Annotated in this window: 27 protein-coding genes and 1 pseudogene; 14 read left to right on the top strand and 14 right to left on the bottom strand. The window is 66.7% G+C overall.

The window, feature by feature from the left end; all coding sequences use genetic code 11:
* Window positions 1–25: 25 nt before the first annotated feature.
* The 4 genes from N536_RS0134725 to N536_RS0134710 are packed head-to-tail and all read left to right on the top strand — an operon-like array spanning window position 26 to window position 3068.
* Window positions 26–307 (top strand): phosphoribosyl-ATP diphosphatase, encoded by a 282-nt coding sequence (locus tag N536_RS0134725; RefSeq protein ID WP_029117823.1) that lies wholly within the window; start codon window positions 26–28, stop codon window positions 305–307.
* Between the two features lie 11 nt (window positions 308–318).
* Complete coding sequence (gene hisG / locus N536_RS0134720) at window positions 319–1170, top strand: ATP phosphoribosyltransferase (RefSeq protein WP_029117822.1); 852 nt, start codon at window positions 319–321, stop codon at window positions 1168–1170.
* A 25-nt stretch (window positions 1171–1195) separates the two neighbouring features.
* Window positions 1196–1675: a DUF4126 family protein gene (locus N536_RS0134715; RefSeq protein ID WP_029117821.1), complete on the top strand. Its 480-nt coding sequence runs from the start codon at window positions 1196–1198 to the stop codon at window positions 1673–1675.
* A 10-nt stretch (window positions 1676–1685) separates the two neighbouring features.
* Window positions 1686–3068 (top strand): FAD-containing oxidoreductase, encoded by a 1383-nt coding sequence (locus N536_RS0134710; protein ID WP_029117820.1) that lies wholly within the window; start codon window positions 1686–1688, stop codon window positions 3066–3068.
* Here the strand turns inward: N536_RS0134710 and N536_RS0134705 are convergent.
* From N536_RS0134705 to N536_RS0134680, 6 genes are read right to left on the bottom strand one after another with little or no spacing between them, the layout of a single operon-like run.
* On the bottom strand, window positions 3019–3648 hold the full coding sequence (locus tag N536_RS0134705) for a flavodoxin family protein (RefSeq protein ID WP_029117819.1): 630 nt from the start codon (window positions 3646–3648) through the stop codon (window positions 3019–3021). The two genes, N536_RS0134710 and N536_RS0134705, sit on opposite strands and share 50 nt — an antisense overlap.
* Window positions 3645–4148: an SRPBCC family protein gene (locus N536_RS0134700; RefSeq protein ID WP_029117818.1), complete on the bottom strand. Its 504-nt coding sequence runs from the start codon at window positions 4146–4148 to the stop codon at window positions 3645–3647. The genes N536_RS0134705 and N536_RS0134700 overlap by 4 nt, the downstream gene beginning before the upstream one ends.
* The gene (locus tag N536_RS0134695; protein ID WP_029117817.1) at window positions 4145–4462 is read right to left on the bottom strand and encodes a helix-turn-helix transcriptional regulator; all 318 of its coding nucleotides are present in this window, start codon (window positions 4460–4462) and stop codon (window positions 4145–4147) included. The genes N536_RS0134700 and N536_RS0134695 overlap by 4 nt, the downstream gene beginning before the upstream one ends.
* 37 nt (window positions 4463–4499) lie before the next feature.
* Window positions 4500–5021 (bottom strand): DinB family protein, encoded by a 522-nt coding sequence (locus tag N536_RS0134690; protein ID WP_029117816.1) that lies wholly within the window; start codon window positions 5019–5021, stop codon window positions 4500–4502.
* Window positions 5018–5815 carry a thioesterase family protein gene (locus tag N536_RS0134685; protein ID WP_029117815.1) on the bottom strand — a complete coding sequence of 266 codons (798 nt, stop codon included), beginning with the start codon at window positions 5813–5815 and terminating at the stop codon, window positions 5018–5020. The genes N536_RS0134690 and N536_RS0134685 overlap by 4 nt, the downstream gene beginning before the upstream one ends.
* The gene (locus N536_RS0134680) at window positions 5812–6642 is read right to left on the bottom strand and encodes a RecB family exonuclease (RefSeq protein WP_155948870.1); all 831 of its coding nucleotides are present in this window, start codon (window positions 6640–6642) and stop codon (window positions 5812–5814) included. Before N536_RS0134680 ends, N536_RS0134685 begins: the two co-directional genes overlap by 4 nt.
* 95 nt (window positions 6643–6737) lie before the next feature.
* On the opposite strand from N536_RS0134680, the gene N536_RS0134675 reads away from it, so the two are divergent.
* Window positions 6738–7565 carry a tRNA (adenine-N1)-methyltransferase gene (locus N536_RS0134675; RefSeq protein ID WP_029117813.1) on the top strand — a complete coding sequence of 276 codons (828 nt, stop codon included), beginning with the start codon at window positions 6738–6740 and terminating at the stop codon, window positions 7563–7565.
* A 2-nt stretch (window positions 7566–7567) separates the two neighbouring features.
* Here the strand turns inward: N536_RS0134675 and N536_RS0134670 are convergent, their stop codons facing one another.
* Genes N536_RS0134670 through N536_RS0134660 form a run of 3 tightly spaced genes read right to left on the bottom strand, consistent with a single transcriptional unit; the run spans window position 7568 to window position 8879 of the window.
* Window positions 7568–7864 carry a DUF503 domain-containing protein gene (locus tag N536_RS0134670; protein WP_029117812.1) on the bottom strand — a complete coding sequence of 99 codons (297 nt, stop codon included), beginning with the start codon at window positions 7862–7864 and terminating at the stop codon, window positions 7568–7570.
* Window positions 7865–7870: 6 nt separating this feature from the next.
* A complete protein-coding gene (locus N536_RS0134665) occupies window positions 7871–8338 on the bottom strand; it encodes a hypothetical protein (RefSeq protein WP_051574982.1) in 468 nt (155 codons plus the stop codon).
* Window positions 8339–8387: 49 nt separating this feature from the next.
* Window positions 8388–8879, bottom strand: coding sequence for a hypothetical protein (locus tag N536_RS0134660; RefSeq protein WP_029117810.1), 492 nt, complete (start codon window positions 8877–8879; stop codon window positions 8388–8390).
* Window positions 8880–9022: 143 nt separating this feature from the next.
* Between N536_RS0134660 and arc the strand changes: the two genes are divergently transcribed.
* The gene (gene arc / locus N536_RS0134655) at window positions 9023–10846 is read left to right on the top strand and encodes a proteasome ATPase (protein ID WP_029117809.1); all 1824 of its coding nucleotides are present in this window, start codon (window positions 9023–9025) and stop codon (window positions 10844–10846) included.
* Here arc and N536_RS0134650 read toward each other — a convergent pair.
* A complete protein-coding gene (locus N536_RS0134650; RefSeq protein ID WP_029117808.1) occupies window positions 10843–11472 on the bottom strand; it encodes a hypothetical protein in 630 nt (209 codons plus the stop codon). The genes arc and N536_RS0134650 overlap by 4 nt on opposite strands.
* A gap of 24 nt (window positions 11473–11496) precedes the next feature.
* Window positions 11497–12663, bottom strand: coding sequence for a hypothetical protein (locus N536_RS0134645; protein ID WP_029117807.1), 1167 nt, complete (start codon window positions 12661–12663; stop codon window positions 11497–11499).
* Between the two features lie 20 nt (window positions 12664–12683).
* Between N536_RS0134645 and N536_RS0134640 the strand changes: the two genes are divergently transcribed.
* The gene (locus tag N536_RS0134640; protein ID WP_029117806.1) at window positions 12684–14066 is read left to right on the top strand and encodes a cell wall metabolism sensor histidine kinase WalK; all 1383 of its coding nucleotides are present in this window, start codon (window positions 12684–12686) and stop codon (window positions 14064–14066) included.
* Here the strand turns inward: N536_RS0134640 and N536_RS0134635 are convergent.
* Complete coding sequence (locus tag N536_RS0134635) at window positions 14027–14716, bottom strand: response regulator transcription factor (protein WP_029117805.1); 690 nt, start codon at window positions 14714–14716, stop codon at window positions 14027–14029. The genes N536_RS0134640 and N536_RS0134635 overlap by 40 nt on opposite strands.
* A gap of 43 nt (window positions 14717–14759) precedes the next feature.
* The gene (locus N536_RS0134630) at window positions 14760–15395 is read right to left on the bottom strand and encodes an MspA family porin (protein ID WP_029117804.1); all 636 of its coding nucleotides are present in this window, start codon (window positions 15393–15395) and stop codon (window positions 14760–14762) included.
* Between the two features lie 173 nt (window positions 15396–15568).
* On the opposite strand from N536_RS0134630, the gene dop reads away from it, so the two are divergent.
* The 7 genes from dop to N536_RS0134595 all read left to right on the top strand — a co-directional run bounded on the left by dop (window position 15569) and on the right by N536_RS0134595 (window position 20672).
* Entirely contained in the window at window positions 15569–17065 is a 1497-nt protein-coding gene (dop, locus tag N536_RS0134625) for a depupylase/deamidase Dop (RefSeq protein WP_029117803.1), read from the top strand.
* 94 nt (window positions 17066–17159) lie between these two features.
* Entirely contained in the window at window positions 17160–17354 is a 195-nt protein-coding gene (locus tag N536_RS0134620) for a ubiquitin-like protein Pup (RefSeq protein WP_029117802.1), read from the top strand.
* The gene (prcB, locus tag N536_RS0134615) at window positions 17351–18238 is read left to right on the top strand and encodes a proteasome subunit beta (RefSeq protein ID WP_029117801.1); all 888 of its coding nucleotides are present in this window, start codon (window positions 17351–17353) and stop codon (window positions 18236–18238) included. Before N536_RS0134620 ends, prcB begins: the two co-directional genes overlap by 4 nt.
* The gene (prcA, locus tag N536_RS0134610) at window positions 18235–18963 is read left to right on the top strand and encodes a proteasome subunit alpha (protein WP_029117800.1); all 729 of its coding nucleotides are present in this window, start codon (window positions 18235–18237) and stop codon (window positions 18961–18963) included. The genes prcB and prcA overlap by 4 nt, the downstream gene beginning before the upstream one ends.
* An 80-nt stretch (window positions 18964–19043) precedes the next feature.
* Window positions 19044–19625 carry a TetR/AcrR family transcriptional regulator gene (locus tag N536_RS0134605; protein WP_029117799.1) on the top strand — a complete coding sequence of 194 codons (582 nt, stop codon included), beginning with the start codon at window positions 19044–19046 and terminating at the stop codon, window positions 19623–19625.
* A 49-nt stretch (window positions 19626–19674) separates the two neighbouring features.
* Complete coding sequence (locus N536_RS0134600) at window positions 19675–20253, top strand: DUF308 domain-containing protein (RefSeq protein WP_051574981.1); 579 nt, start codon at window positions 19675–19677, stop codon at window positions 20251–20253.
* An 8-nt stretch (window positions 20254–20261) separates the two neighbouring features.
* On the top strand, window positions 20262–20672 hold the full coding sequence (locus N536_RS0134595; RefSeq protein WP_051574991.1) for a nitroreductase family deazaflavin-dependent oxidoreductase: 411 nt from the start codon (window positions 20262–20264) through the stop codon (window positions 20670–20672).
* A 53-nt stretch (window positions 20673–20725) separates the two neighbouring features.
* On the opposite strand, the pseudogene N536_RS42725 reads toward N536_RS0134595, so the two are convergent.
* A pseudogene (locus N536_RS42725) lies at window positions 20726–21115 on the bottom strand (HNH endonuclease); the annotation flags it as partial.

The following is a 21115-nucleotide window of genomic DNA, read 5'->3' as shown; positions in this document are numbered from 1 at the left end:
CCGCCGTGACTTTGCCGTAGTGCGCGTGGAACAATCGCGTGCCGTGAAGACCTTCGATGCCTTGTTCGCCGAACTCAGCGAGCGTGCACGCACCCGGCCTGCCGGCAGCGGCACGGTCGCGGCGCTCGACCGAGGCGTACACGGACTGGGCAAGAAGATCCTCGAGGAGGCAGGCGAGGTGTGGCTGGCCGCCGAACACGAAGGCGATGACGCCCTCGCCGGCGAGATCAGCCAACTGCTGTACTGGACGCAAGTGCTGATGATCTCGCGCGGGCTGTCCCTCGACGACGTCTACGCGAAGCTATGAACGGGAACGGGATGCTGCGGGTCGCCGTCCCCAACAAGGGAACCTTGAGCGAGCCGGCCGCGGAAATCCTGTCGGAGGCCGGCTACCGGCGCCGCAGCGACCAGAAGGACCTGACGGTCATCGACCGGATCAACAACGTCGAGTTCTTCTTCCTCCGCCCCAAGGACATCGCCATCTACGTGGGTTCTGGTCAGCTCGACTTGGGCATCACCGGCCGGGACCTGGCAGCCGAGTCCGATGCCCCCATTCGGGAGCGTTTGGCCCTGGGCTTCGGTGGCTCCACCTTCCGCTACGCCGCACCGTCGGACCGGCCGTGGACGGTCGACGATCTCGCGGGCAAGCGCATCGCCACTGCGTTTCCGAATCTGGTCCGAAAGGATTTGGCGGGCCGGGGAATCGACGCGACGGTGATCCGGCTTGACGGAGCCGTGGAGATCTCGGTGCAACTCGGTGTCGCGGACGCGATCGCCGACGTCGTGGGTTCGGGTCGCACGCTGGGCCTGCACGATCTGGCGGCATTCGGTGAGCCGCTTTGTGATTCGGAGGCGGTACTGATCGAGCGCACCGACGCAGCGCCGGAGAGTGCCGCAGCTCGCGACCAGCTCACCGCGAGGGTGCAGGGCGTCGTGTTCGGCCAGCAGTACCTGATGCTCGACTACGACTGTCCGCGTTCAGTACTCGACCGGGCCACCGAGGTCACGCCCGGCCTGGAGTCGCCGACGATCGCGCCGCTGGCCGACCCCGAGTGGGTTGCCGTGCGGGCACTGGTGCCCCGCCGGGACGTCAACGCGCTCATGGACGAGCTGGCCGCCATTGGCGCCAAGGCAATCCTGGCGTCCGACATCAGGTTCTGCCGCTTCTGACCCGGTTCGGTGCTAACTTCCTGCCATGACGCAAGTGCTCGTAATCCTCCTTGCCCTACTCATCGGTGTCGTGGCGGGATTGCGCGCCCTCACGCCGCCGGCGGTCGTCGCGTGGGGCGCTGCGCTGAATTGGCTTCCCGTCGACGGCACGTGGGCACAGTGGGTCGGTCACCCGATCACGGTCACCATCCTGACCATCCTGCTGGTGGTGGAGTTGGTCACCGACCAGTTGCCGTCGACTCCCAGCCGCACTGTTCCGCCGCAGTTCATCTCGCGGCTCGTCACCGGTGCGTTCGCCGGTGCCGTGATCGGCGCGGGTTGGCACCACACGTTCAGCTCGCTTGGTGCCGGCATCGTCGGTGCGGTGCTCGGCACCATGGGCGGGTTTCAGGCCCGCAGCCGTCTGGTCGCCAAGACCGGTCACGACCTGCCGATCGCGCTGACCGAGGACGCCATCGCAGTGCTGGGCGGCTTCGCCGTCGTCGCGCTGGCCACCGTCATCTGAGCCATCCACGGTGACAAGACATTTCGACGCCATCATCGTCGGCGCCGGCCAGGCAGGCCCACCGCTGGCCGGACGGCTCACGGCCGCAGGCCAGACCGTAGCGGTCATCGAACGCAAGCTGGTCGGCGGAACGTGCGTCAACTCCGGCTGCATTCCGACCAAGACGTTGGTGGCCAGTGCCTACGCCGCGCACGTGGCCCGGCGCGGAGCCGAGTATGGCTTCAGTGTGGGCGATGGCGTCGCCGACGTCACGGTCGACATCGCAAAGGTCAAGGCGCGCAAGGACAAGATAAGTTCCGACGACCGGCACGGTCTGGAGTCGTGGCTCGAGGGGATGGAGGGAGCCACTCTCATCCGCGGCCATGCCCGCTTCGTCGACGCGCACACGATCCGCGTCGGCGACGAGGACCTGGTGGCCGATAGGATCTTCCTCAATGTCGGCGGGCGCGCCGTCGTGCCGGACATTCCCGGCCTTTCCGACGTCGACTTCCTGACCAACGTTGGCATCCTTGATCTCGACGTTCTGCCCGAGCACCTGGTGATCGTCGGCGGCAGCTACATCGGGCTCGAGTTCGCGCAGATGTACCGCCGCTTCGGCGCGCACGTCAGTGTCGTGGAGAAGGGGCCGCGGCTGACCGCCCGGGAGGACGAGGACGTGTCCGACGCCATCAAGGAGATCCTCGAGGACGAGGGCATCGACATCCACCTGGACGCCACGGCGATGCGGATCGTCAAGCAAGACAACGGTTTCGAGCTGTATCCCCGCGATGGCGCCGAACCGTTGTCCGGCACGCACCTACTCGTCGCGACGGGACGCCAACCCAACACCGACGACCTCGGTCTGGAGGCCGCGGGCGTCGCAACCGACGCGCGCGGCTACGTCGAGGTCGACGACCAGTTGCGGACCAACGTCGAACACATCTGGGCGATGGGGGACTGCAACGGCAAGGGCGCCTTCACGCACACCTCCTACAACGACTTCGAGATCGTGGCAGCGAACCTGCTCGACGACGACCCGCGCCGGGTCAGCGACCGCGTGACCACCTACGCGTTGTACATCGATCCACCGTTGGGCCGCGCGGGCATGACCGTCGACCAGGTGCGCAAGTCCGGCCGAAGGGCCTTGGTGGGCAAGCGACCGATGACCCGCGTTGGTCGGGCCATGGAGAAGGGTGAGAGCCAGGGGTTCATGAAGGTGGTCGTCGACGCCGACACCGAGGAGATCCTCGGCGCCGCCATCCTCGGCGTCGGTGGCGACGAGGTGGTACACGCCATCCTCGACATCATGACGGCCAAGAAGCCCTACACGGCCATCTCGCGCACCATGCACATCCACCCCACGGTCAGTGAGTTGGTCCCGACGATGTTGCAAGAGATGAAGCCGCTGAATTAGCTTGCACCGCAGCACGTCCGGCGACCATCTGGTGGGTGACCACCGCCACCCGGTGACCGAGGTGCTCGCAGGTTCGGACGTCCGCGGGGTGCACCTCGTCTGGGTTGACGTCCACGTCCGTCGCCGTGCCCGCGCCCAACCAGAACCCGAGCCGGTTCAGGTCGTGCTCGCTGCCCTCCGCACTGTTCCATCCCGCGCCGAGGCCGAGGTTGACCCAGTGCATGTGGTGTTGGGCGGCGAACACCGCAAGCGACATCAGCGACGCGAACTTGTCGCCGCTCTTGGCCCCGGAGTTGGTGAAGCCGGCGGCCACCTTGTCCCGCCAAGACCCGTTGAGGCAACGTCGCCCCGTCTTCTCGGCGAAGGCCTGAAAGCCCGCGGACACGTTGCCCATGTACGTGGCACTGCCGAAGATGATGCCGTCGGCCGCGTCGAGTACGTCCCAGTCCGCCTCCGTCATCGCGTCCACGGCGATCAAGCTGACCCGTACCCCACCCTTTCGTGCTCCGGCTGCCACCGCGCGTGCGAGCGTGGACGTGTGGCCGAAGCCGGAGTGGTAGGCGATCGCGACGGCGGTCATCGGTCGACCGGTGATACGCCGGAGATCTCGCGGTAGCGCTCGACCCAGTTGGGTAGTGCGTCGCCGGCGAGATGGGCTTCGAGGCGGTCGAGGAAGGCCTGTGTGCCCGGGCGGAATCCGGTGGCGTTGGGGACGCCGAGCCCGCGGTGCGTGAAGCGCAGCAGCGTGCCCGAGTCGCCGTCGGGTTGCAGTTCGTAGCGGACCACGCCGGGTTCGACGATCGGTTGATGCCATTCGTGTTCGAGCACGTGCGGTGGGTCCCAGACCAGGATCCGGCCCGTCATCCGCTTTTGATCCGGTGGCAACGGTGGGCCCCACGCCACCGTCTCGATGGCGCCACCCTCGCGGGGTTCGACCGACGACTTGCCCATCCACAGGTCACGCTGGGCGGGTTCGGTGATCGCCGCCCATACCGCCTCGACCGGATGGGGAAGGCGCCGTTCGAAGCGCAGCACCGCGCGATCGCCCTCGATGGTGAGTTGCCCTTCGCGGCCGGTCATTTCGTCTCCTCACGTGTTGAGTTCAGATGTCGTTCGAGTGCGTCGAGATGGCCGGTCCAGTAGCGGCGGTATCGGGAGATCCATTCGTCCATCTCGGCAAGACCGTCGGCGCGCAGTGCGTAGATGCGGCGCTGCGCGTCGGGCCGGACCTCCACCAGGCCGACTTCGCGAAGCACCCGCAGATGCCGCGACACGGTCGGCTGGGTCAGGCCAGGCAGCGTGGCGACCAGTTCACCCGCCGTGCGCTCGCCTTCGGTGAGTGCGTCCAGCAGTGCGCGCCTACTCGCTTCAGCCACTGCCTCGAACACGTCCACGACACCAATATCGCATATCGTCTATATAGACGCAAGGCTATAGAGGTGACGCTGCCCGAATCAAACGCAGCTGGCCGATCTCCGAAACGTTCTTGGTCAGTTCGACGTTCACCCACAGTGCGGTGTCCTCGACCGTGCGGCCCGCATCTGGCGGCCACGGGAACGATGACGGTCGCTGCAGGTCGTCCGCGATGAGCCCGGTGAGCGCTCGTCGCCACTGCGCCGCCAGTTCGTGAAGCCGTGCCACTGCCTGCTCGCCAGTGCCGGGCCACACGACGTCCTCGCGGGCGCGGGGCGGCCGCCCGTCCAGATGATCCAGGGCCGTCGACCACCACCAGTCGATGTGCCAGCTGAGCCATCCGATGGTCGGTACGGGAATGGGATCAGGCTCGGCATCCGACCAGTCCGGTCGCCACACGCCCATGGCGTCCGGGCGCACCGACCAGCTGACTTCCGCTGGCTCCCAAAGGAAGTCGTCCTCAGTCAGCGCAGTCAGGTGCAAGTCCGCCAGCGCCCAGATCAGATCGAACTGATCGACCACCGCGTCAGCCGAGCTCACCGCCTTTGGACCAGCAGCGTCTGCGCCGACGTACCGATGTAGCCGTCGCGGTCGAAGATGTCCGCAGTGGTGACGCCGATGCCGTCCGGCCCGATCGACGCACGGGCGCGCAACGCGAAGTCGTTGCCCGACGGCGCCCGATGCAGGTGCACCGAGGTGTCCGTGTTCATGAACACGAAGTCAGCCGGATCCAGTGCCGCGCCCACGCCGTTCGCGCAGTCGACCACCATGGCCAACCGCTGCAGGTCGGTGAGAGGCTCGTCGTCGACCAGATGGACGAGAGGGCTGAGCCAGACCACGGCAGGCTCGCCCGGCGGGGTCGCCTGCTTGCGCCAGCTGACGGTATCCAGGTAGCCCGGCGCGTCCATCCAGCTGTGGGCCTTCGGCACGGTGTCGCCTTCGACGAGTGGGGCGTGGCGGTCGGTCACGGCATCGGAGGTGTCGCTGGTGGCCAGCAGCCAAGCGCTGACGCGTGCCACCGCGCGGTCGGTGCCGTCCGGACGAGTCGCGAGCATCTCGGCCATCATGAGCGAGATCCGGGCACCGGGCCGCTCGACCCATGACCTAACCTTCACCGGCGCAACCGGAATGGCGCCCAGGATGTCCAATATCAGCCGGCCGACGCGCATGTTGGGCTGATCGGCCGCCAGCTCCTCGATGGCCTTGGTCATCAGCGCCAACGGCGGTGAACCGTGCTGGATCTCGGAGTCCCAATTGCTGGCGGTGCCCTTGGTGGAGTCGAACACCTGAACCGGCCCATCGGCGGGCAAACGGCGGTAGTGGCAGTCGGTCACGCGGCCGGCTCCGTGGCCTGCGGCCATCCCGGGTACGGCGGCGGCGTGCCACCGAAGACGGGGCAGTGTTCGTGATGGGCGCACCAGTCGCACAAGCGGGACGGCTTCGGACGAAAGTCGCCGGTCGCTCCTGCCGCCTGAATGGCCCGCCACATCGCCATCAGCGTCTTCTCGAAGCGCAGCAGCTCATCGAGGTCGGGTGTGTAGTCGAGCACCTGACCGTCGGCCAGGTACAACAGCCGCAGCCGGGCAGGCAACACCTCGCGGGACCGCAGGAGCGCCACGGCGTAGAACTTCATCTGGAACATGGCCTTCGCCTCTGCCAGTTCACGTGCTACCGGTGGCGCCTTGCCCGTCTTGTAGTCCACGACCCGGAGTTCGCCCGTTGGTGCCACGTCGATCCGGTCGACGAAGCCGCGCAACAGCGTGCCGTCGGACAGCTCGACCTCGACACGCTGCTCGCAGCTCTGCGGGTCGAACCGCCTCGGGTCCTCCAGTCGGTAGTAACCCGTCAGCAGCTTCCTGGCCTCGTCGAGCAGTTCGGCCTGCAGCTCCGGCTCGAATTCACTGGCGAGACCGGGTTTCTCGTTGACCACCCGTTCCCACGCCGGCCCCACCAGCGTCATCGCGGTCTCCGGGCTGCGGCTGGCGGCGGGCAGCGCGTACAACTGCTCGAGTGCCGCGTGGACGACGGAACCACGCACCTGCGCCGTCGACGCCGGCTCGGGCAGCCGGTCGATGGCCCGGAACCGGTAGAGCAGCGGGCACTGCTTGAAGTCGCTGGCGCGCGATGGTGACAACGCCGGACGCCGGACCGGTGCCTCCAGATCAGCCGCGTCATCGCTCACGGGGTAAGCCTATGACCACCGTCTGACAGCCCCCGACCATCGGCCCCGGCGCGTCGGCTGGCAGGCTGACGTCCGTGCCAGTAACCGGTCCGTTCGTCGTCGGAGACCGCGTTCAGTTGACCGATGCCAAGGGTCGGCACTACACCATGGTGCTCGCGCCGGGTGCGGAGTTCCACACCCACCGCGGCGCAATCGCCCACGACACGGTGATCGGGCTGCCCGAGGGCAGCGTGGTGAAGTCCACCAACGGTGATCCGTTCCTGGTGCTGCGCCCACTCCTCATGGACTACGTGCTGTCCATGCCGCGCGGCGCTCAGGTGATCTACCCCAAGGACGCGGCCCAGATCGTCCACGAGGGCGACATGTTCCCGGGAGCGCGGGTGCTGGAGGCGGGCGCGGGATCCGGCGCACTGACCTGCTCCCTGCTGCGTGCGGTCGGCGCAGAGGGCACCGTCACGTCCTACGAAGTGCGCGACGACCACGCCCAACACGCCGTCCGCAACGTCACCACCTTCTTCGGCGAGCACCCGGCCAACTGGGAACTGTGCATCGCCGACGTCGCCGATTACGCCGGCCCCCAGGTGGATCGGGCCGTACTGGACATGCTCGCGCCGTGGGAAGTGCTCGAGGCCGTCGGACGCGCGCTGGTCCCCGGCGGTGTGTTGATCATCTACGTCGCGACGGTGACGCAGTTGTCCCGGACCGTCGAGGCCCTGCGCGAGCAGCAGTGCTGGACCGAGCCACGGTCCTGGGAGAGCCTGCAGCGCGGCTGGGACGTCGTCGGTCTCGCGGTGCGTCCCCAGCACTCCATGCGGGGGCACACCGCGTTCCTGATCAGCGCGCGCAAGCTGGCCCCCGGCGCGGTGACGCCAACGCCGCTGCGCCGCAAGCGGCAGATCTAGACCTAGTCGTCGGTGCTGCGGCGCAGGTTGCGCCGCGCCGAGAGCAACTCCAGCTCGGGTCGCGCGGCCACCAGTCGTTCGGCGGCATCGAGTATCTCGACCACGTGCTGGCGGTCGGCGGCAACGAGCGCGACACCGATTCCGGCCCTGCGGTGCAGATCCTGGGCGCCCGTCTCCGCCGCGGACACCTCGAACCTGCGCCGCAGTTCGGCGATCACGGGTCGGATGACGGACCGCTTCTGCTTGAGCGAGTGCACGTCACCGAGCAACAGGTCGAACTCGAGCCAGCCGATCCACATGCCGAATCAGTTCGACGGAGTCGGTCTGGCGGTACCCACCAGCGGCAGCAGTTGATCGGCGCTGCGGCGGGTCAGCTGCCAGGAATCGCGAAGGGGAGTGAACTCCATCGGGAAGCCGAACGGTTGGACGGCGGGATTCGGGGTGCTGATCGTGACGTTCGCCAGCACGTTGCCGGGTTGTCCGGCCCACGCGAGGTCGGCGGCCGCGACGTTCAGCGGCGCGAAACCGTTCGCCTTGAGCGCTTCACCGAAATTGGCGAGTACGGGTTCGTCGTCGACGGTGCCGTACTGCACCAGGCCGACTTTTGCCTCAGCGGGAACCGAAGTGTCGGCGAGGCGGTACAGGACGTCCGCCAAGGCCTCTGGCGCGGGCAGCGGAGCGGCCGCCGGTGACGCCGCAACGTTGGTCGTGCGGGACGCTGACGGCGCGGGCGGCGGGGTTTGGGAACACCCCGCAACCCCGAGCGCCGCCACGATCGTGACGGCGCTCAGGACTACGGAAGTGCTATGCAATGCGTTGCGGTCAGCCCACCGAGGACAACAGCGACAGGGCCGAGTCCTTCGAGATCTGCCAGCCGGTGGGGCTCGGTCCGGCGACGAACGCGATGTTCTGGGTGGCCGTGCCACCCGTGGCGGCGGTCGCGGTGACGTCGGCCGTCGCCACGCCGCCGTTCTGGTCGATGTTGACGATGGTGAAGTTCAGCGGGAACTTGCCCTCTGCGGCCGCATTCCGGTACGCCCGGTCGGCGGCAATGCTCTCGATCCGGCCGATCCCGCCCTGGATGTAGGGCGCCTTGCCGCTGAAGGAGCCACCGCCCGCGAGTACCTGGAGCGTCTGAAGCAGGGGTGACTGCAGCTCGGGTGCCGGAGTTTGCGGGAGCGGGATGTCCCACACGACCGGCTGGATCGCCGGTGTGGCCGACGAGCCGCTCGCTGCAATGGACGTCACACCACCCGCTGCTGCGGCTACCACAGCTGCCGCTGCTACGCCGGTAACGAGGGATTTCAGGATCACGGCTGTCCTTTCAACGGGGCCAACTCTTCGAAGAGGTTAACAGTGGTGCTGGTGTGTCGAATTCCTACACCGCACACAAAGACTGAATCGCCGGTAGCGTTGAAGTTGTTACTGCATCAAATTTGGTGCGAGGAGGGCGCAAAATGAGTGAGTCAGAGCGTTCTGAGGACTTCGGAACTCCCATGTCCAGCGATGATGCTGCCGAATTGGAACAACTTCGCCGCGAAGCCGCAGCACTTCGCGAGCAGTTGGAGCAGGCAGTAGGTGCCAACAGCGGGTTGCGGAGTGCCCGCGACGTGCATCAGCTAGAGGCACGGATCGATTCGCTCGCGGCGCGCAACGCGAAGCTGATGGACACCCTCAAGGAGGCCAGGCAGCAATTGCTGGCGCTCCGCGAGGAGGTCGACCGGCTCGGTCAGCCGCCGAGCGGTTACGGCGTGCTGCTGGCCACGCACGAGGACGACACGGTCGACGTGTTCACCTCCGGCCGCAAGATGCGCTTGACCTGCTCGCCGAACATCGAGGTCGGTGAACTCAAGCAGGGCCAGACCGTGCGCCTGAACGAGGCCCTCACCGTGGTCGAGGCCGGCACGTACGAATCGGTCGGCGAGATCAGCACCCTGCGCGAGATCCTGTCCGACGGTCATCGCGCGCTCGTGGTCGGACACGCCGACGAGGAACGCATCGTCTGGCTTGCCGAGCCGCTCGTCTTCCCCGACAACTTTCCCGAACCTGCCGACGACGAGGAGTACGACGACGATCTGCGGCCGCGCAAGCTGCGGCCCGGTGACTCGCTGCTCGTCGACACGAAGGCGGGTTACGCGTTCGAGCGCATTCCGAAGGCAGAGGTCGAGGACCTCGTGCTGGAGGAGGTGCCCGACGTGGCCTACAGCGACATCGGCGGCCTCACCCGTCAGATCGAGCAGATCCGCGACGCCGTCGAGCTGCCGTTCCTGCACAAGGAGCTCTACCGGGAGTACTCGCTGCGGCCGCCCAAGGGCGTGCTGCTCTACGGTCCCCCCGGGTGTGGCAAGACGCTGATCGCCAAGGCCGTCGCGAACTCGTTGGCCAAGAAGATGGCCGAGGTTCGTGGCGAGGATGCCCGCGAGGCGAAGTCGTACTTCCTCAACATCAAGGGCCCCGAGCTGCTGAACAAGTTCGTCGGCGAGACCGAGCGGCACATCCGCTTGATCTTCCAGCGGGCCCGTGAGAAGGCGTCAGAGGGCACCCCGGTGATCGTGTTCTTCGACGAGATGGACTCGATCTTCCGCACCCGTGGCACTGGTGTCAGCTCGGATGTCGAGACCACCGTCGTGCCGCAGTTGCTTTCGGAGATCGACGGCGTGGAGGGCCTGGAGAACGTCATCGTCATCGGCGCCTCCAACCGTGAGGACATGATCGATCCGGCGATCCTGCGGCCCGGCCGCCTGGACGTCAAGATCAAGATCGAGCGGCCGGATGCCGAAGCGGCGCAGGACATCTTCTCGAAGTACCTGACCGAGAACCTCCCGGTCAACGAGGATGACCTCGCGGAGTTCGGTGGCGACCGCGCGCTCACCATCAAGACGATGATCGAGAAGGTCGTCGACCGGATGTACGCCGAGATCGACGACAACCGGTTCCTGGAGGTCACCTACGCCAACGGTGACAAGGAAGTCATGTACTTCAAGGACTTCAATTCCGGCGCGATGATCCAGAACGTCGTCGACCGCGCGAAGAAGTACGCGATCAAGTCGGTGCTGGAGACCGGTTCACGGGGTCTGCGCATCCAGCACCTGCTCGACTCGATCGTCGACGAGTTCGCCGAGAACGAGGACCTGCCCAACACCACCAATCCGGATGACTGGGCACGGATCTCGGGCAAGAAGGGCGAGCGGATCGTCTACATCCGCACGCTCGTCACCGGCAAGAGTTCGTCGGCCAGCCGGGCTATCGACACCGAGTCGAACCTGGGGCAGTACCTCTAAGGCGTCAGCGAGTAGCTGTTGCCGAGCTCGTCCTGCATGACCTTGGCGCTGTGGGTCGTCGTGTCCACGCGCAGTGGGGATTCCAGCGCGCGGGTCTGGTAGTGCCAACCGTCGGGCAACGCCAGCCGGTCGGCCAGGCCGGCCAAGCCGGCCATCGACAGTGCGGAATCCACTGTCTGGCTGAACGTCTGCATCACCCACTGGCGCCCGTCCGCGTCGACGATCTCGAACACCGGGCGACCCGCGTCGAAGACGAACACGGTGTGCCTGCTGACCTCGTTGACGGTGTATGGCGCGGGCGTCATCGAGCTGAGCAGCACCGTCGCCTGCAGCAACATGTCGATGCCGCCGAAGCTCTTGCGTTCCGGCGGCCCTTGCGGAGTCTTCTCGATCCGGCTCATCAGCCAGTAGCGCGGCCCGTTGAGCAACGCGGCCACCGCGTCGTTCTCCCGGGCAAGCTCCTCGGCGTCGAGCTTGGACCACAGCTCATCCGGGCAGTCGTTGAGCGGGAAGGTGTTGTAGACGCTCGCTTCCGGGCCCGAGGGGCCGACGTGCACCAGCAGCACCTCGCCGTAGCGCAGCCCGAACACGTCGCCCGGGGTAGCGGGCAGCTCAGCGGTGGACACGACGTGAACTTAACACCGCGCGTGTCAATTACGGCCGGCGTTCTCCATCTCCAGGTAGGCGTCGCGGCCGGCCAGGCTCACCGCCACGTCGGCGATCAGCGGTTCGAAGAAGCGCTGCCGGTACAGCGGGTCCACGCTCGTGCTCACGGTGAAGTACAGGCCCGAGAGCACGGCCACGAACAGCGATGTCTGCACGGTGGTCTGCGGCACCGGAACATGAATGCCGAACCACGTTCCGGCACAAGGTGGTTGGCCGACGGAGCAGGTCGTTTCAGCCGACCACAGCACCGCAACGTCATCGGGAATCGCGATGACGCCCAAGGCGAGGAAGAACGCGAACAGGCCCGCGGTGAAGAGCACCACCTGGATTGCCTGCGACACCACCATCACCGCGACGACGTTGAACTGTTCACCCCGGGACAGGGGAGTGCGGGCAGGGGCGTGGTCGAGTCGGCCGGCCAACGGCGTCCCGGCCAGAAGTTCGGTCGGGTCGGTCTGCTCGGCCCGATCGTCGCGCAGCGCCCGGACCTCGTCGCGAATGGTGGTGACCACGAACAGCACGGCGACCAGAGCGAGGAAACCGATGACCTGCCACAGCCGCTGACGGGTCATCCTGGCCGCCAACTGCCAAAGCTCGCCGCTGAAGAACACCAACAACGTCAACATCAACAGCGGAAGCGCGCGTCCCATCAGACTTCCGAGGGCCCCGAATTGCACCCACGCAAACCGGAACGCCCACAACGCGATCGAACCGAAGCCGATGTAGGTCAACCAGATCGCCAACAGGGTGAAGAGGACGAACGCGGGCGCTTCCGCGGCCGCCGCGGCGGACCAACCGTCGACCGTCACCGGCATCACCACGACGAAGGTCGCCATCACCAAGAGGGCGGCGCTGCGGCGTCCCGCATCGCCCAAGCGCGTTCCGCTGCGGTGCAGCAGATACAGCGCGAAGGGCGCGGCGAGCAGGACCACCGCAATGACACCCAGGCGCACCGCATAGCCGTAATCCGGGTCCGCGCCGGTGACTTCCGCGAGCAGCATCGTGACCGCGGTGATGGCTCCGACGCTGCTGACCATCGGCGCGGACCGGTCGACGAGCTCGCGGGAGCGGACCCGTCGGGTCAGGACCAGCGGCAGCCCACGACGCAGGAACCACTCGTGGACCTGCTGCATGTCGGACATCGCTGACATTGTGATGGACTTGTGCCGCTATGGCGAGAGGACTCACGTCGAGATGGGGCATATCGGCCCGCTCGGCGTTCGTGGCGGCCAGCGTCGTGTTCGTCGTACTCGTCATCGCGGGCGGCGGCCTCGCGGCCGTGCTCTACCGCACGATGTTGTCCGGGGTGGACAGCGCCGCGGCGGGCCGGGTGAGTGAAATCGCCGACGACGTCCAGAGCGCCGGACCGGAAGGCGTCGAGCCGGGACTGCTGCAGACCGATCAGCGCATCGTCGCCGTACAGATCATCGCCACGGACGGCAGCGTGTTGCGCCGGTCCGCTTCTGCGCCGGACGTCCCGCTGATCCCGCTCGCCGAGCTCGGTGGCGGGTTGCACATCGGAATCCCCGAGCAGACTTCGCCATTCGGTCGGATCAGGTTCAGTGCGGTGACCCTCGACGGGCCGGACGGCCGATACACCATCCTGGTCGGCGAGGGCAGCGCGACGATCGCGTCGACGGTGCGGACCGTGGTCGTCGCACTGGCTCTCGCCGCACCGTTCGTCATCGCGGTCTCGGCGTCTGCCACCTACCTGCTGGTACGCCGTTCGATGCGGTCGGTGGACGAAATCCGTTCCCGCGTCGCGGACATCAGCGCCTCGGACCTCACCGAGCGGGTCCCGGTGCCGGACAGGCGTGACGAGATCGCGGCTCTCGCCGTGACCATGAATCAGATGCTGGCCCGTATCGAGGCCGGCCACGCCGCCCAACAGCGCTTCGTCGGCGATGCATCCCACGAACTGCGCAGCCCGTTGACCACGATCATCTCTGCCCTCGAGGTGGCGGTCGCACACCCGGAACTCTTCGACGGCGACCTCGCCTCCGGGACGTTGATCCCTGAGGCGCAGCGGATGAAGGCGCTGATCGACGATCTGCTGTTGCTGGCCCGCGCCGACGAGCGTGGTCTGACCGTGGGCAGTGACGACGTCGACCTCGACGACCTGGCGTCCGCCGAGGTGGACCGACTGCGCCGCACCACGTCGTTGGACGTGCGCGCCGACATCACGCCTGCCCGGCTCACCGGCGACGCCGACGCGCTGTCCCGGGTGCTGCGCAACCTGCTCGACAACGCCGCCCGGCACGCCCGCTCCCGCGTCGAGGTGGCGCTGCGCCCCGGGGACGGCTCCGTTCAAGTGGACGTCGCGGACGACGGACCCGGCGTTCCGGCGGCCGATCGCGCGCGGGTCTTCGACCGCTTCGTCAGGCTGGACCCCGACCGATCGCGCAGCGCGGGCGGCACCGGGCTTGGACTGGCGATCGTGCGGGAGATCGTGCTGGCGCATGGCGGCACGGTGTCCATCGGTGACCGTGATGGGGGCGGGACGGTGGTCAGCGTTCAGTTGCCGTTGGCGAAGCTGCCAGACTCGAGTCGGTAGCCGACGCCGCGCACGGTCTCAATGGTGTTGGTACCGAACGGAATATCGATCTTGCGGCGTACGTAACCGACGTACACCTCGACCACGTTGTCGGCGCCCTCGTAGTGCGCGTCCCACACGTTGTGCAGGATCTCGGACTTGGTGACGACGGTGTCCTTGTTGCGCATCAGGTACTCGAGGAGGCCGTACTCGCGCGGCGTCAGCGAGATCGGCAATGAATCCCGCTCGACGATGCGCCTGGCCGGATCCAGCGACAACGACCCGGCGGTGAGGACCGGCGGTCGTTGTGGCGCGGATCGGCGCACTAGAGCGCGGAGCCGGGCGACCAGCACGATGAACGAGAACGGCTTGGTCATGTAGTCGTCGGCGCCGAGATCGAACGCGTCGGTCTGGTCGTACTCGCCGTCCTTGGCGGTGAGCATGAGGACCGGCGTCCACACGTCCCGCGCGCGCATCCGGCGCAGGACTTCATAGCCGTTGAGCCCCGGCAGCATGATGTCGAGCACGATCGCGTCGAATTCGTTCTCGACCGCCTGCCACAGCCCGTCGACACCGTTGGCCGATTCGACCACCACGCAGCCCTCGGCGCGCAGACCGATGGCCAGTGTCGACGCCAGGAGGGGCTCATCCTCGACGATAAGGACCTTCATCTCGGAACCGATTCTTCCATCGGCGCGCGAGGAACATGAATCGTCAGTTCATGTTCCACGGTTCGCCGTAGGTGGTGACGCTGTCGCCGGAGCTGGCGATGAGCCGGGCGAACGGACGGAGCAGCACCCCGCCGGCTGCACCGGTCACCGTGCCGTGGGCGTTGGACACCGCAACACCGCCTGCCGCACCCGCGACGTCGACCGAGAAGGTCGCGACTTCCTGAATGCCAGGCCCGTTGCCGAGGTCGGCGCTGATCGACACGCCCGGGAACAGGTTCGGGGTGATGACCGAGTTCAGGCCGAACGGCGGCGCGGTGATGTTGCCATCGTCGATCAGGATGTTGGGGGTGGTGTAGCTGAAGTTGATGCCCACTCCGAGCGACCACGGGAAGCCGATCTGGTAACCCAGCTCCAGGGTGCCCTCGAACTCATCGGCGCCGGGGCCGGCGACGACGTACTTGGCCCGACCGGAGTGGAACCACTCCCGGGTCAGACGGTTGCGGTCAAGGGGGAACACGCCGTTGAGGAACGTGTCCCACTGCTGAACGGTCAGTGTCCGATCCTGACCGTCGACCACACTCAGCTCGTTGTCCAGACCCGCGTGCGAGGTGCCCGTGCTCGCGAACAGTGCCGCGACGGCCGTCGTCAATGCGACCAGCACTCGACTCGTTGCCTTCATCTTCTCCCTAGCGTCGGTTGCACTGCGGACCCGTCGGTGGGCGGCAGCGGGACGAGATTGTCAAAGATCCGCTGTGAAGACGCTGAGGAATCGTTAACGGATCGGTGCGCCAGGGTGTCCATCGCATGCACCGGCACTCACGGTGGACATCTGCGTCACCTAGGCTTGAGGTCATGCAAAGGATCATCGGAACCGAGGTCGAGTACGGCATCTCCTCGCCGTCCGACCCGACCGCGAATCCGATCCTCACGTCGACACAAGCCGTGCTGGCCTATGCGGCCGCCGCGGGGATCCAGCGCGCCAAGCGGACCCGGTGGGATTACGAGGTGGAGTCGCCGCTGCGCGACGCCCGCGGATTCGACCTGAGCCGCACCACCGGCCCGCCTCCTGTCGTGGACGCCGACGAGGTCGGTGCGGCCAACATGATCCTCACCAACGGCGCGCGCCTATACGTCGACCATGCCCACCCGGAGTACTCCGCGCCCGAGGTCACCGACCCGATGGACGCCGTGATCTGGGACAAGGCCGGGGAACGGGTGATGGAGGCCGCCGCCCGCCACGTGGCCAGCGTCCCCGGAGCCGCCAAGCTGCAGTTGTACAAGAACAACGTCGACGGCAAGGGTGCCTCGTACGGGTCGCACGAGAACTACCTGATGTCGCGGCAGACCCCGTTCTCCTCGATCATCGCCGGTCTGACGCCGTTCCTGGTGTCGCGCCAGGTGGTCACGGGCTCCGGGCGGGTCGGCATCGGTCCCTCGGGCGACGAGCCGGGTTTCCAGTTGACGCAGCGCGCGGACTACATCGAGGTCGAGGTGGGCCTGGAGACCACGCTGAAGCGCGGCATCATCAACACCCGCGACGAGCCGCACGCCGACGCCGACAAGTACCGCCGACTGCACGTCATCATCGGTGACGCCAACCTCGCGGAGACGTCGACATACCTCAAGGTCGGCACCACCGCACTGGTGCTCGACCTGATCGAGGAGGGCTTCGACCTCAGCGACCTGGCGCTGGCCCGTCCGGTGCACGCGGTCCACGTGGTCAGCAGGGATACCTCCTTGCGTGCCACCGTGGCCCTCGCGGACGGTCGCGAGCTGACCGCCCTTGCGCTGCAACGCATCTACCTGGACCGAGTGGCGAAGCTCGTCGATTCCCGTGATCCGGATCCACGCGCGTCCCACGTCGTCGAGACGTGGGCGGAAGTGCTCGACCTGCTCGAGCGCGACCCGATGGAATGCGCCGAGATCCTCGACTGGCCTGCCAAGCTGCGGCTGCTCGAGGGGTTCCGGCGCAGGGAGAACCTGGGCTGGTCGGCTCCCCGCCTGCACCTGGTCGACCTGCAGTACTCCGACGTCCGGCTGGACAAGGGGCTGTACAACCGGCTGGTGGCGCGCGGGTCGATGAAGCGCCTCGTCACCGAGCAGCAGGTGCTCGACGCGGTCGACAGCCCGCCGACCGACACGCGCGCGTACTTCCGCGGCGAATGCCTGCGCCGGTTCGGCGCGGACATCGCCGCGGCGAGCTGGGACTCGGTCATCTTCGATCTGGGCGGCGACTCGCTGGTGCGGATTCCCACGTTGGAGCCCCTGCGGGGAAGTAAGGCTCACGTCGGGGCGTTGCTCGATTCGGTCGACAGCGCCGCAGAACTCGTGCAACAGCTGACGAACTGACGACTAAGGCGTTCCCGGGCAATTCGGAGCCCGACCGGTAGTGTGGATGTGACCAGCGGGCTGTGAGTCCGCTGATGACGAGCAGGAGGCAGCGATGGCTCAGGAGCAGACCAAGCGTGGCGGTGGTGGCGGAGACGACGACGATCCCACCGGCTCCACCGGCGCTGGTCAGGAGCGTCGTGAGAAGCTCGCCGAGGAGACCGACGATCTGCTCGACGAGATCGACGACGTACTCGAGGAGAACGCCGAGGACTTCGTGCGCGCATACGTCCAAAAGGGCGGACAGTGACCTGGCCGGATAGCGAACAGCTGGCCATCAACAATCCGATCTACCGAGCATCTGCCATGGACACCTCGTCCTTTACGGAGATGCTGCGCCGACAGGCGCCACACCTGCTCCCAGCGGGTGGTGCGGTGGGTCCCGATGGTGTGACGAGCCCGTCGAACGCGCTGCCGCACGGCACCACGATCGTCGCGCTGAAGTTCCCCGGCGGCGTGCTCATCGCCGGCGACAGGCGCTCGACGCAGGGCAACATGATCGCGGGCCGCGACGTGCAGAAGGTGTACGTCACGGACGACTACACGGCCACCGGCATCGCCGGGACCGCTGCGATCGCCGTCGAGTTCGCGCGTCTCTACGCGGTCGAACTCGAGCACTACGAGAAGCTCGAGGGCGTCGCGCTGACGTTCGCAGGCAAGGTGAACCGGCTGGCCATCATGGTGCGCGGCAACCTCGGTGCGGCGCTGCAGGGTTTCATCGCCTTGCCGCTGCTGGTCGGTTACGACCTCGACGACCCCGACTCGGAAGGTGCGGGCCGGATCGTGTCGTTCGACGCCGCCGGCGGTTGGAACGTCGAGCAGGAGGGCTACCAGTCGGTGGGCTCTGGATCCATCTTCGCCAAGTCGTCGATCAAGAAGCTGTACGCCGGCGTGACGGATGCCGAGTCCGCACTGCGCGTCGCCATCGAGGCGCTTTACGATGCCGCGGACGACGACTCCGCCACCGGCGGACCCGACCTGGTCCGCGGGATCTACCCGACGGCCGTGGTCATCGGCGCTGAGGGCGCCGAGGAGATCGCCGAGCAGCGGATCGCCGAACTGGCCCGCAGCGTGATCGAAAGCCGTTCCCGCGCCGATACGTTCGGCCCCGACGACGGTAAGGCCGACCTGTGAGCTTCCCGTACTTCATTTCGCCCGAGCAGGCGATGCGCGAGCGTTCCGAGCTTGCGCGCAAGGGCATCTCCCGGGGGCGCAGCGTGGTCGCGCTGGCGTACTCCGGTGGCGTGTTGTTCGTCGCCGAGAACCCGTCGCGGTCGCTGCAGAAGGTCAGTGAGCTGTATGACCGGGTTGGTTTCGCTGCGGTCGGGCGGTTCAACGAGTTCGACAATCTGCGCCGTGGTGGCATCCAGCTCGCCGACACTCAGGGCTACGCCTACTCGCGGCGGGACGTGACTGGCCGTCAACTCGCGAATCGGTACGCACAGGCCCTCGGCACCATCTTCACCGAGCAGGCCAAGCCGTACGAGGTGGAACTCTGCGTGGCCGAGGTCGCGCACTATGGCGAGACCAAGCCACCCGAGATGTACCGCATCACCTATGACGGGTCGATCGCCGACGAGCCGCACTTCGTCGTGATGGGCGGCACCACCGAGCCAATCATCGCCGCACTCAACGACTCCTTCACGGAGAACGCGAGCCTGAGCGAGGCCGCAAGGATCGCGGTGGATGCGCTGTCGGCGGGTGCCGGAAACGGTGGTGAGGCACGGGTTCTCGGGCCGTCCACGCTCGAGATCGCGATCCTGGACGCCAACCGGCCCCGGCGCGCGTTCCGGCGGATCACCGGTTCGGCGTTGGAAGCTCTTCTGCCGGAACAGGATTCGAAGGCCGACGCCGAGTAATACGGCTCAAATCTCACGGATTCGCCCGATTGTCTTAGGCAGTGTTTGACCGCCTACCTACTAGTAGGTAGGGATCGAGTATGGCTTCCACCGCGACGTCGGACGAGATCATCCGTTGCGCCCGTTCATTGATCATCGCCGGTGGGTACAACGGCTTTAGTTATGCCGACATCGCCGACGACGTCGGAATCCGCAAGGCAAGCATTCACCACCATTTCCCCACCAAGGTCGATTTGGTCCGAACGCTTCTTGAGCGGTATCGCGAAGAATTCGACGCGGGGATCGCGGAAATGGAAAGGGCCTTTCCCGACCCGATCGCTCGGCTTCATGCCTACATCGGCTTCTGGGAGAGCTGCATCGGCGATCCGACCACCGCATTCTGCGTATGCGCTCTGCTCGCGAACGAGCTTCCGCTGCTTCCGCAGGAACTTGCGCGGCAGGTGAAGGGCTACTTCCAGGCGCTGTCGGCGTGGCTGGCCGCCGTGTTCGAACAGGGCGTGACCCAAGGCAGCCTCATTCTGAATGGGACGTCGCATTCCGAGGCCGAGATGTTCATGGCCACCGTGCACGGCGCGATGCTGTCGGCTCGGGCCTATGGCGATACGAAGGTCTTCACCACCATCACGCAGACATTGATGGAAAGGCTTGTGGCGCCCCAATAGTCACCTGGATCGCTCGCGCCTGTATCCCGTTCGTGGAAGAGGAGAAGAAATGACAGAGAAGACGCTCGTGGAGGCGGAATCGTCCACGGGAAACGATTGGTTGAAATCGTATTACTTCGCCCGCGCCGGATTCTCCGTCGTATGGGTAGCGGCGGCATTCGCGCTGGCCGACGGCGCGCCCGCCGTCGTCGCTGCATTGCTCCTGATCTACCCAGCCTGGGACGCAGTTGCCAACGTCGTGGATGCGCAGCGCAACGGTGGACTGAATTGCAACCCCAGCCAAGCCCTCAACGCCGTGGCCAGCGGGGTGACGACCGCAGCCGTCGCGGTCGCCCTATCCACGAGCATGTGGGCGGTGCTTGGCGTGTTCGGAGTCTGGGCGAGTCTGTCGGGCCTGCTGCAGCTCGCGACCGGCATCAGGCGCCGGAAAGGCGTTGGTGCACAATGGCCGATGATTCTGAGCGGCGCACAGTCGGCGTTGGTGGGCGCCATGTTCCTCAAGCAGGCGGCCAGTCCCGAGGTGCCCACCGTTGCCGCCATCGCGCCCTACGCCGCATTCGGCGCGTTCTACTTCCTCGTATCAGCGGTGTGGCTGGTGGCGGCGGACGTCCGACGCCGCAGGGGTTAGTGGTTGTGATGGCACTAGCACCGGGAACGTGGCCCCGTCCGCTGCTGCGCGCGATTCGTGTCTGGAACAAGTACCTGCTCAACCCGATCATGGGCACGTTTGCCGGGCGAAAGAACTCGTACGCCGGCGCGATCCGCCATGTGGGCAGGAAGTCGGGCAAGCAGTACTCGACGCCCGTCGGGGTAGTTCGTGCGCAGGACGAGTTTGTCATTCCCTTGGCTTACGGCACCCGAGTGGACTGGTTGCAGAACGTGATTGCGGCTGGGCGGGCGACGGTGACGGCCGAGGGTGAAACCCGCGACGTGACCGAACCCGAGGTGATCGACGCGGCGACGGCCTTGCCAATGCTGCCGGCGAGGCAACGACAGACCTACGAGCGCATCGGCATTGCGCAGTATCTGAAAGTGAAGCTCGCCTAAGCGCGACGCCGAGTCGAGCGTCATGAATTACGCGCCAGTTGCGCGCCGTCGTATCAGAAGGGTGGTGGTTCGTAGGTGGCGGCGCGCCAGGCTCGTTGTTGGCGTCTTTGTTCGGCGTTGAGTTCGTGGCGTTGGTTTCGTTCGGCGGTGATGCGGTCGCGGCGGTCCTGATCGCGGGTTTGCTTGCGGCGCGGCATCATCACCGACCGATCCGTCTGCGGCGTCTCCAGCTGCGGCGTGATGTCCAACTCGCCCGTGGGCTGCCCCAGCGCCGGGAACATCGCCGCCCCGTGGGGTTCGGTGCGGTAGACGTGCCCGGTCGGGGCGGTCAACACGATGGTGCCGTCGGGTAACTGCTGATCCGACCAGCCGCCCGGACCACCCCCGAACGTCTTGATCAAATGATGGGTACGGCAGTACGCCTTCGTATTCGAGGGATGCGT

The sequence above is a fragment of the Mycobacterium sp. URHB0044 genome (assembly GCF_000620625.1).
Taxonomy (GTDB): domain Bacteria; phylum Actinomycetota; class Actinomycetes; order Mycobacteriales; family Mycobacteriaceae; genus Mycobacterium.
Note: the sequence above shows the minus strand (reverse complement) of the source record. Positions and strands in the feature narration are given on the sequence as shown.

Bases quoted from the DNA above. Each gene is read 5' to 3' on its own strand.
- N536_RS0134705 (WP_029117819.1), bottom strand. From the start codon at position 3,648: ATGACCGCCGTCGCGATCGCCTACCACTCCGGCTTCGGCCACACGTCC.
- N536_RS0134595 (WP_051574991.1), top strand. From the start codon at position 20,262: ATGGCACTAGCACCGGGAACGTGGCCCCGTCCGCTGCTGCGCGCGATT.
- N536_RS0134635 (WP_029117805.1), bottom strand. From the start codon at position 14,716: ATGAAGGTCCTTATCGTCGAGGATGAGCCCCTCCTGGCGTCGACACTG.
- N536_RS0134600 (WP_051574981.1), top strand. From the start codon at position 19,675: ATGACAGAGAAGACGCTCGTGGAGGCGGAATCGTCCACGGGAAACGAT.
- dop (WP_029117803.1), top strand. From the start codon at position 15,569: ATGCAAAGGATCATCGGAACCGAGGTCGAGTACGGCATCTCCTCGCCG.
- N536_RS0134640 (WP_029117806.1), top strand. From the start codon at position 12,684: ATGGCGAGAGGACTCACGTCGAGATGGGGCATATCGGCCCGCTCGGCG.
- N536_RS0134700 (WP_029117818.1), bottom strand. From the start codon at position 4,148: ATGACCGGCCGCGAAGGGCAACTCACCATCGAGGGCGATCGCGCGGTG.
- N536_RS0134715 (WP_029117821.1), top strand. From the start codon at position 1,196: ATGACGCAAGTGCTCGTAATCCTCCTTGCCCTACTCATCGGTGTCGTG.
- N536_RS0134645 (WP_029117807.1), bottom strand. From the start codon at position 12,663: ATGTCAGCGATGTCCGACATGCAGCAGGTCCACGAGTGGTTCCTGCGT.
- N536_RS0134630 (WP_029117804.1), bottom strand. From the start codon at position 15,395: ATGAAGGCAACGAGTCGAGTGCTGGTCGCATTGACGACGGCCGTCGCG.
- N536_RS0134670 (WP_029117812.1), bottom strand. From the start codon at position 7,864: ATGTGGATCGGCTGGCTCGAGTTCGACCTGTTGCTCGGTGACGTGCAC.
- N536_RS0134605 (WP_029117799.1), top strand. From the start codon at position 19,044: ATGGCTTCCACCGCGACGTCGGACGAGATCATCCGTTGCGCCCGTTCA.
- hisG (WP_029117822.1), top strand. From the start codon at position 319: ATGCTGCGGGTCGCCGTCCCCAACAAGGGAACCTTGAGCGAGCCGGCC.
- N536_RS0134620 (WP_029117802.1), top strand. From the start codon at position 17,160: ATGGCTCAGGAGCAGACCAAGCGTGGCGGTGGTGGCGGAGACGACGAC.
- arc (WP_029117809.1), top strand. From the start codon at position 9,023: ATGAGTGAGTCAGAGCGTTCTGAGGACTTCGGAACTCCCATGTCCAGC.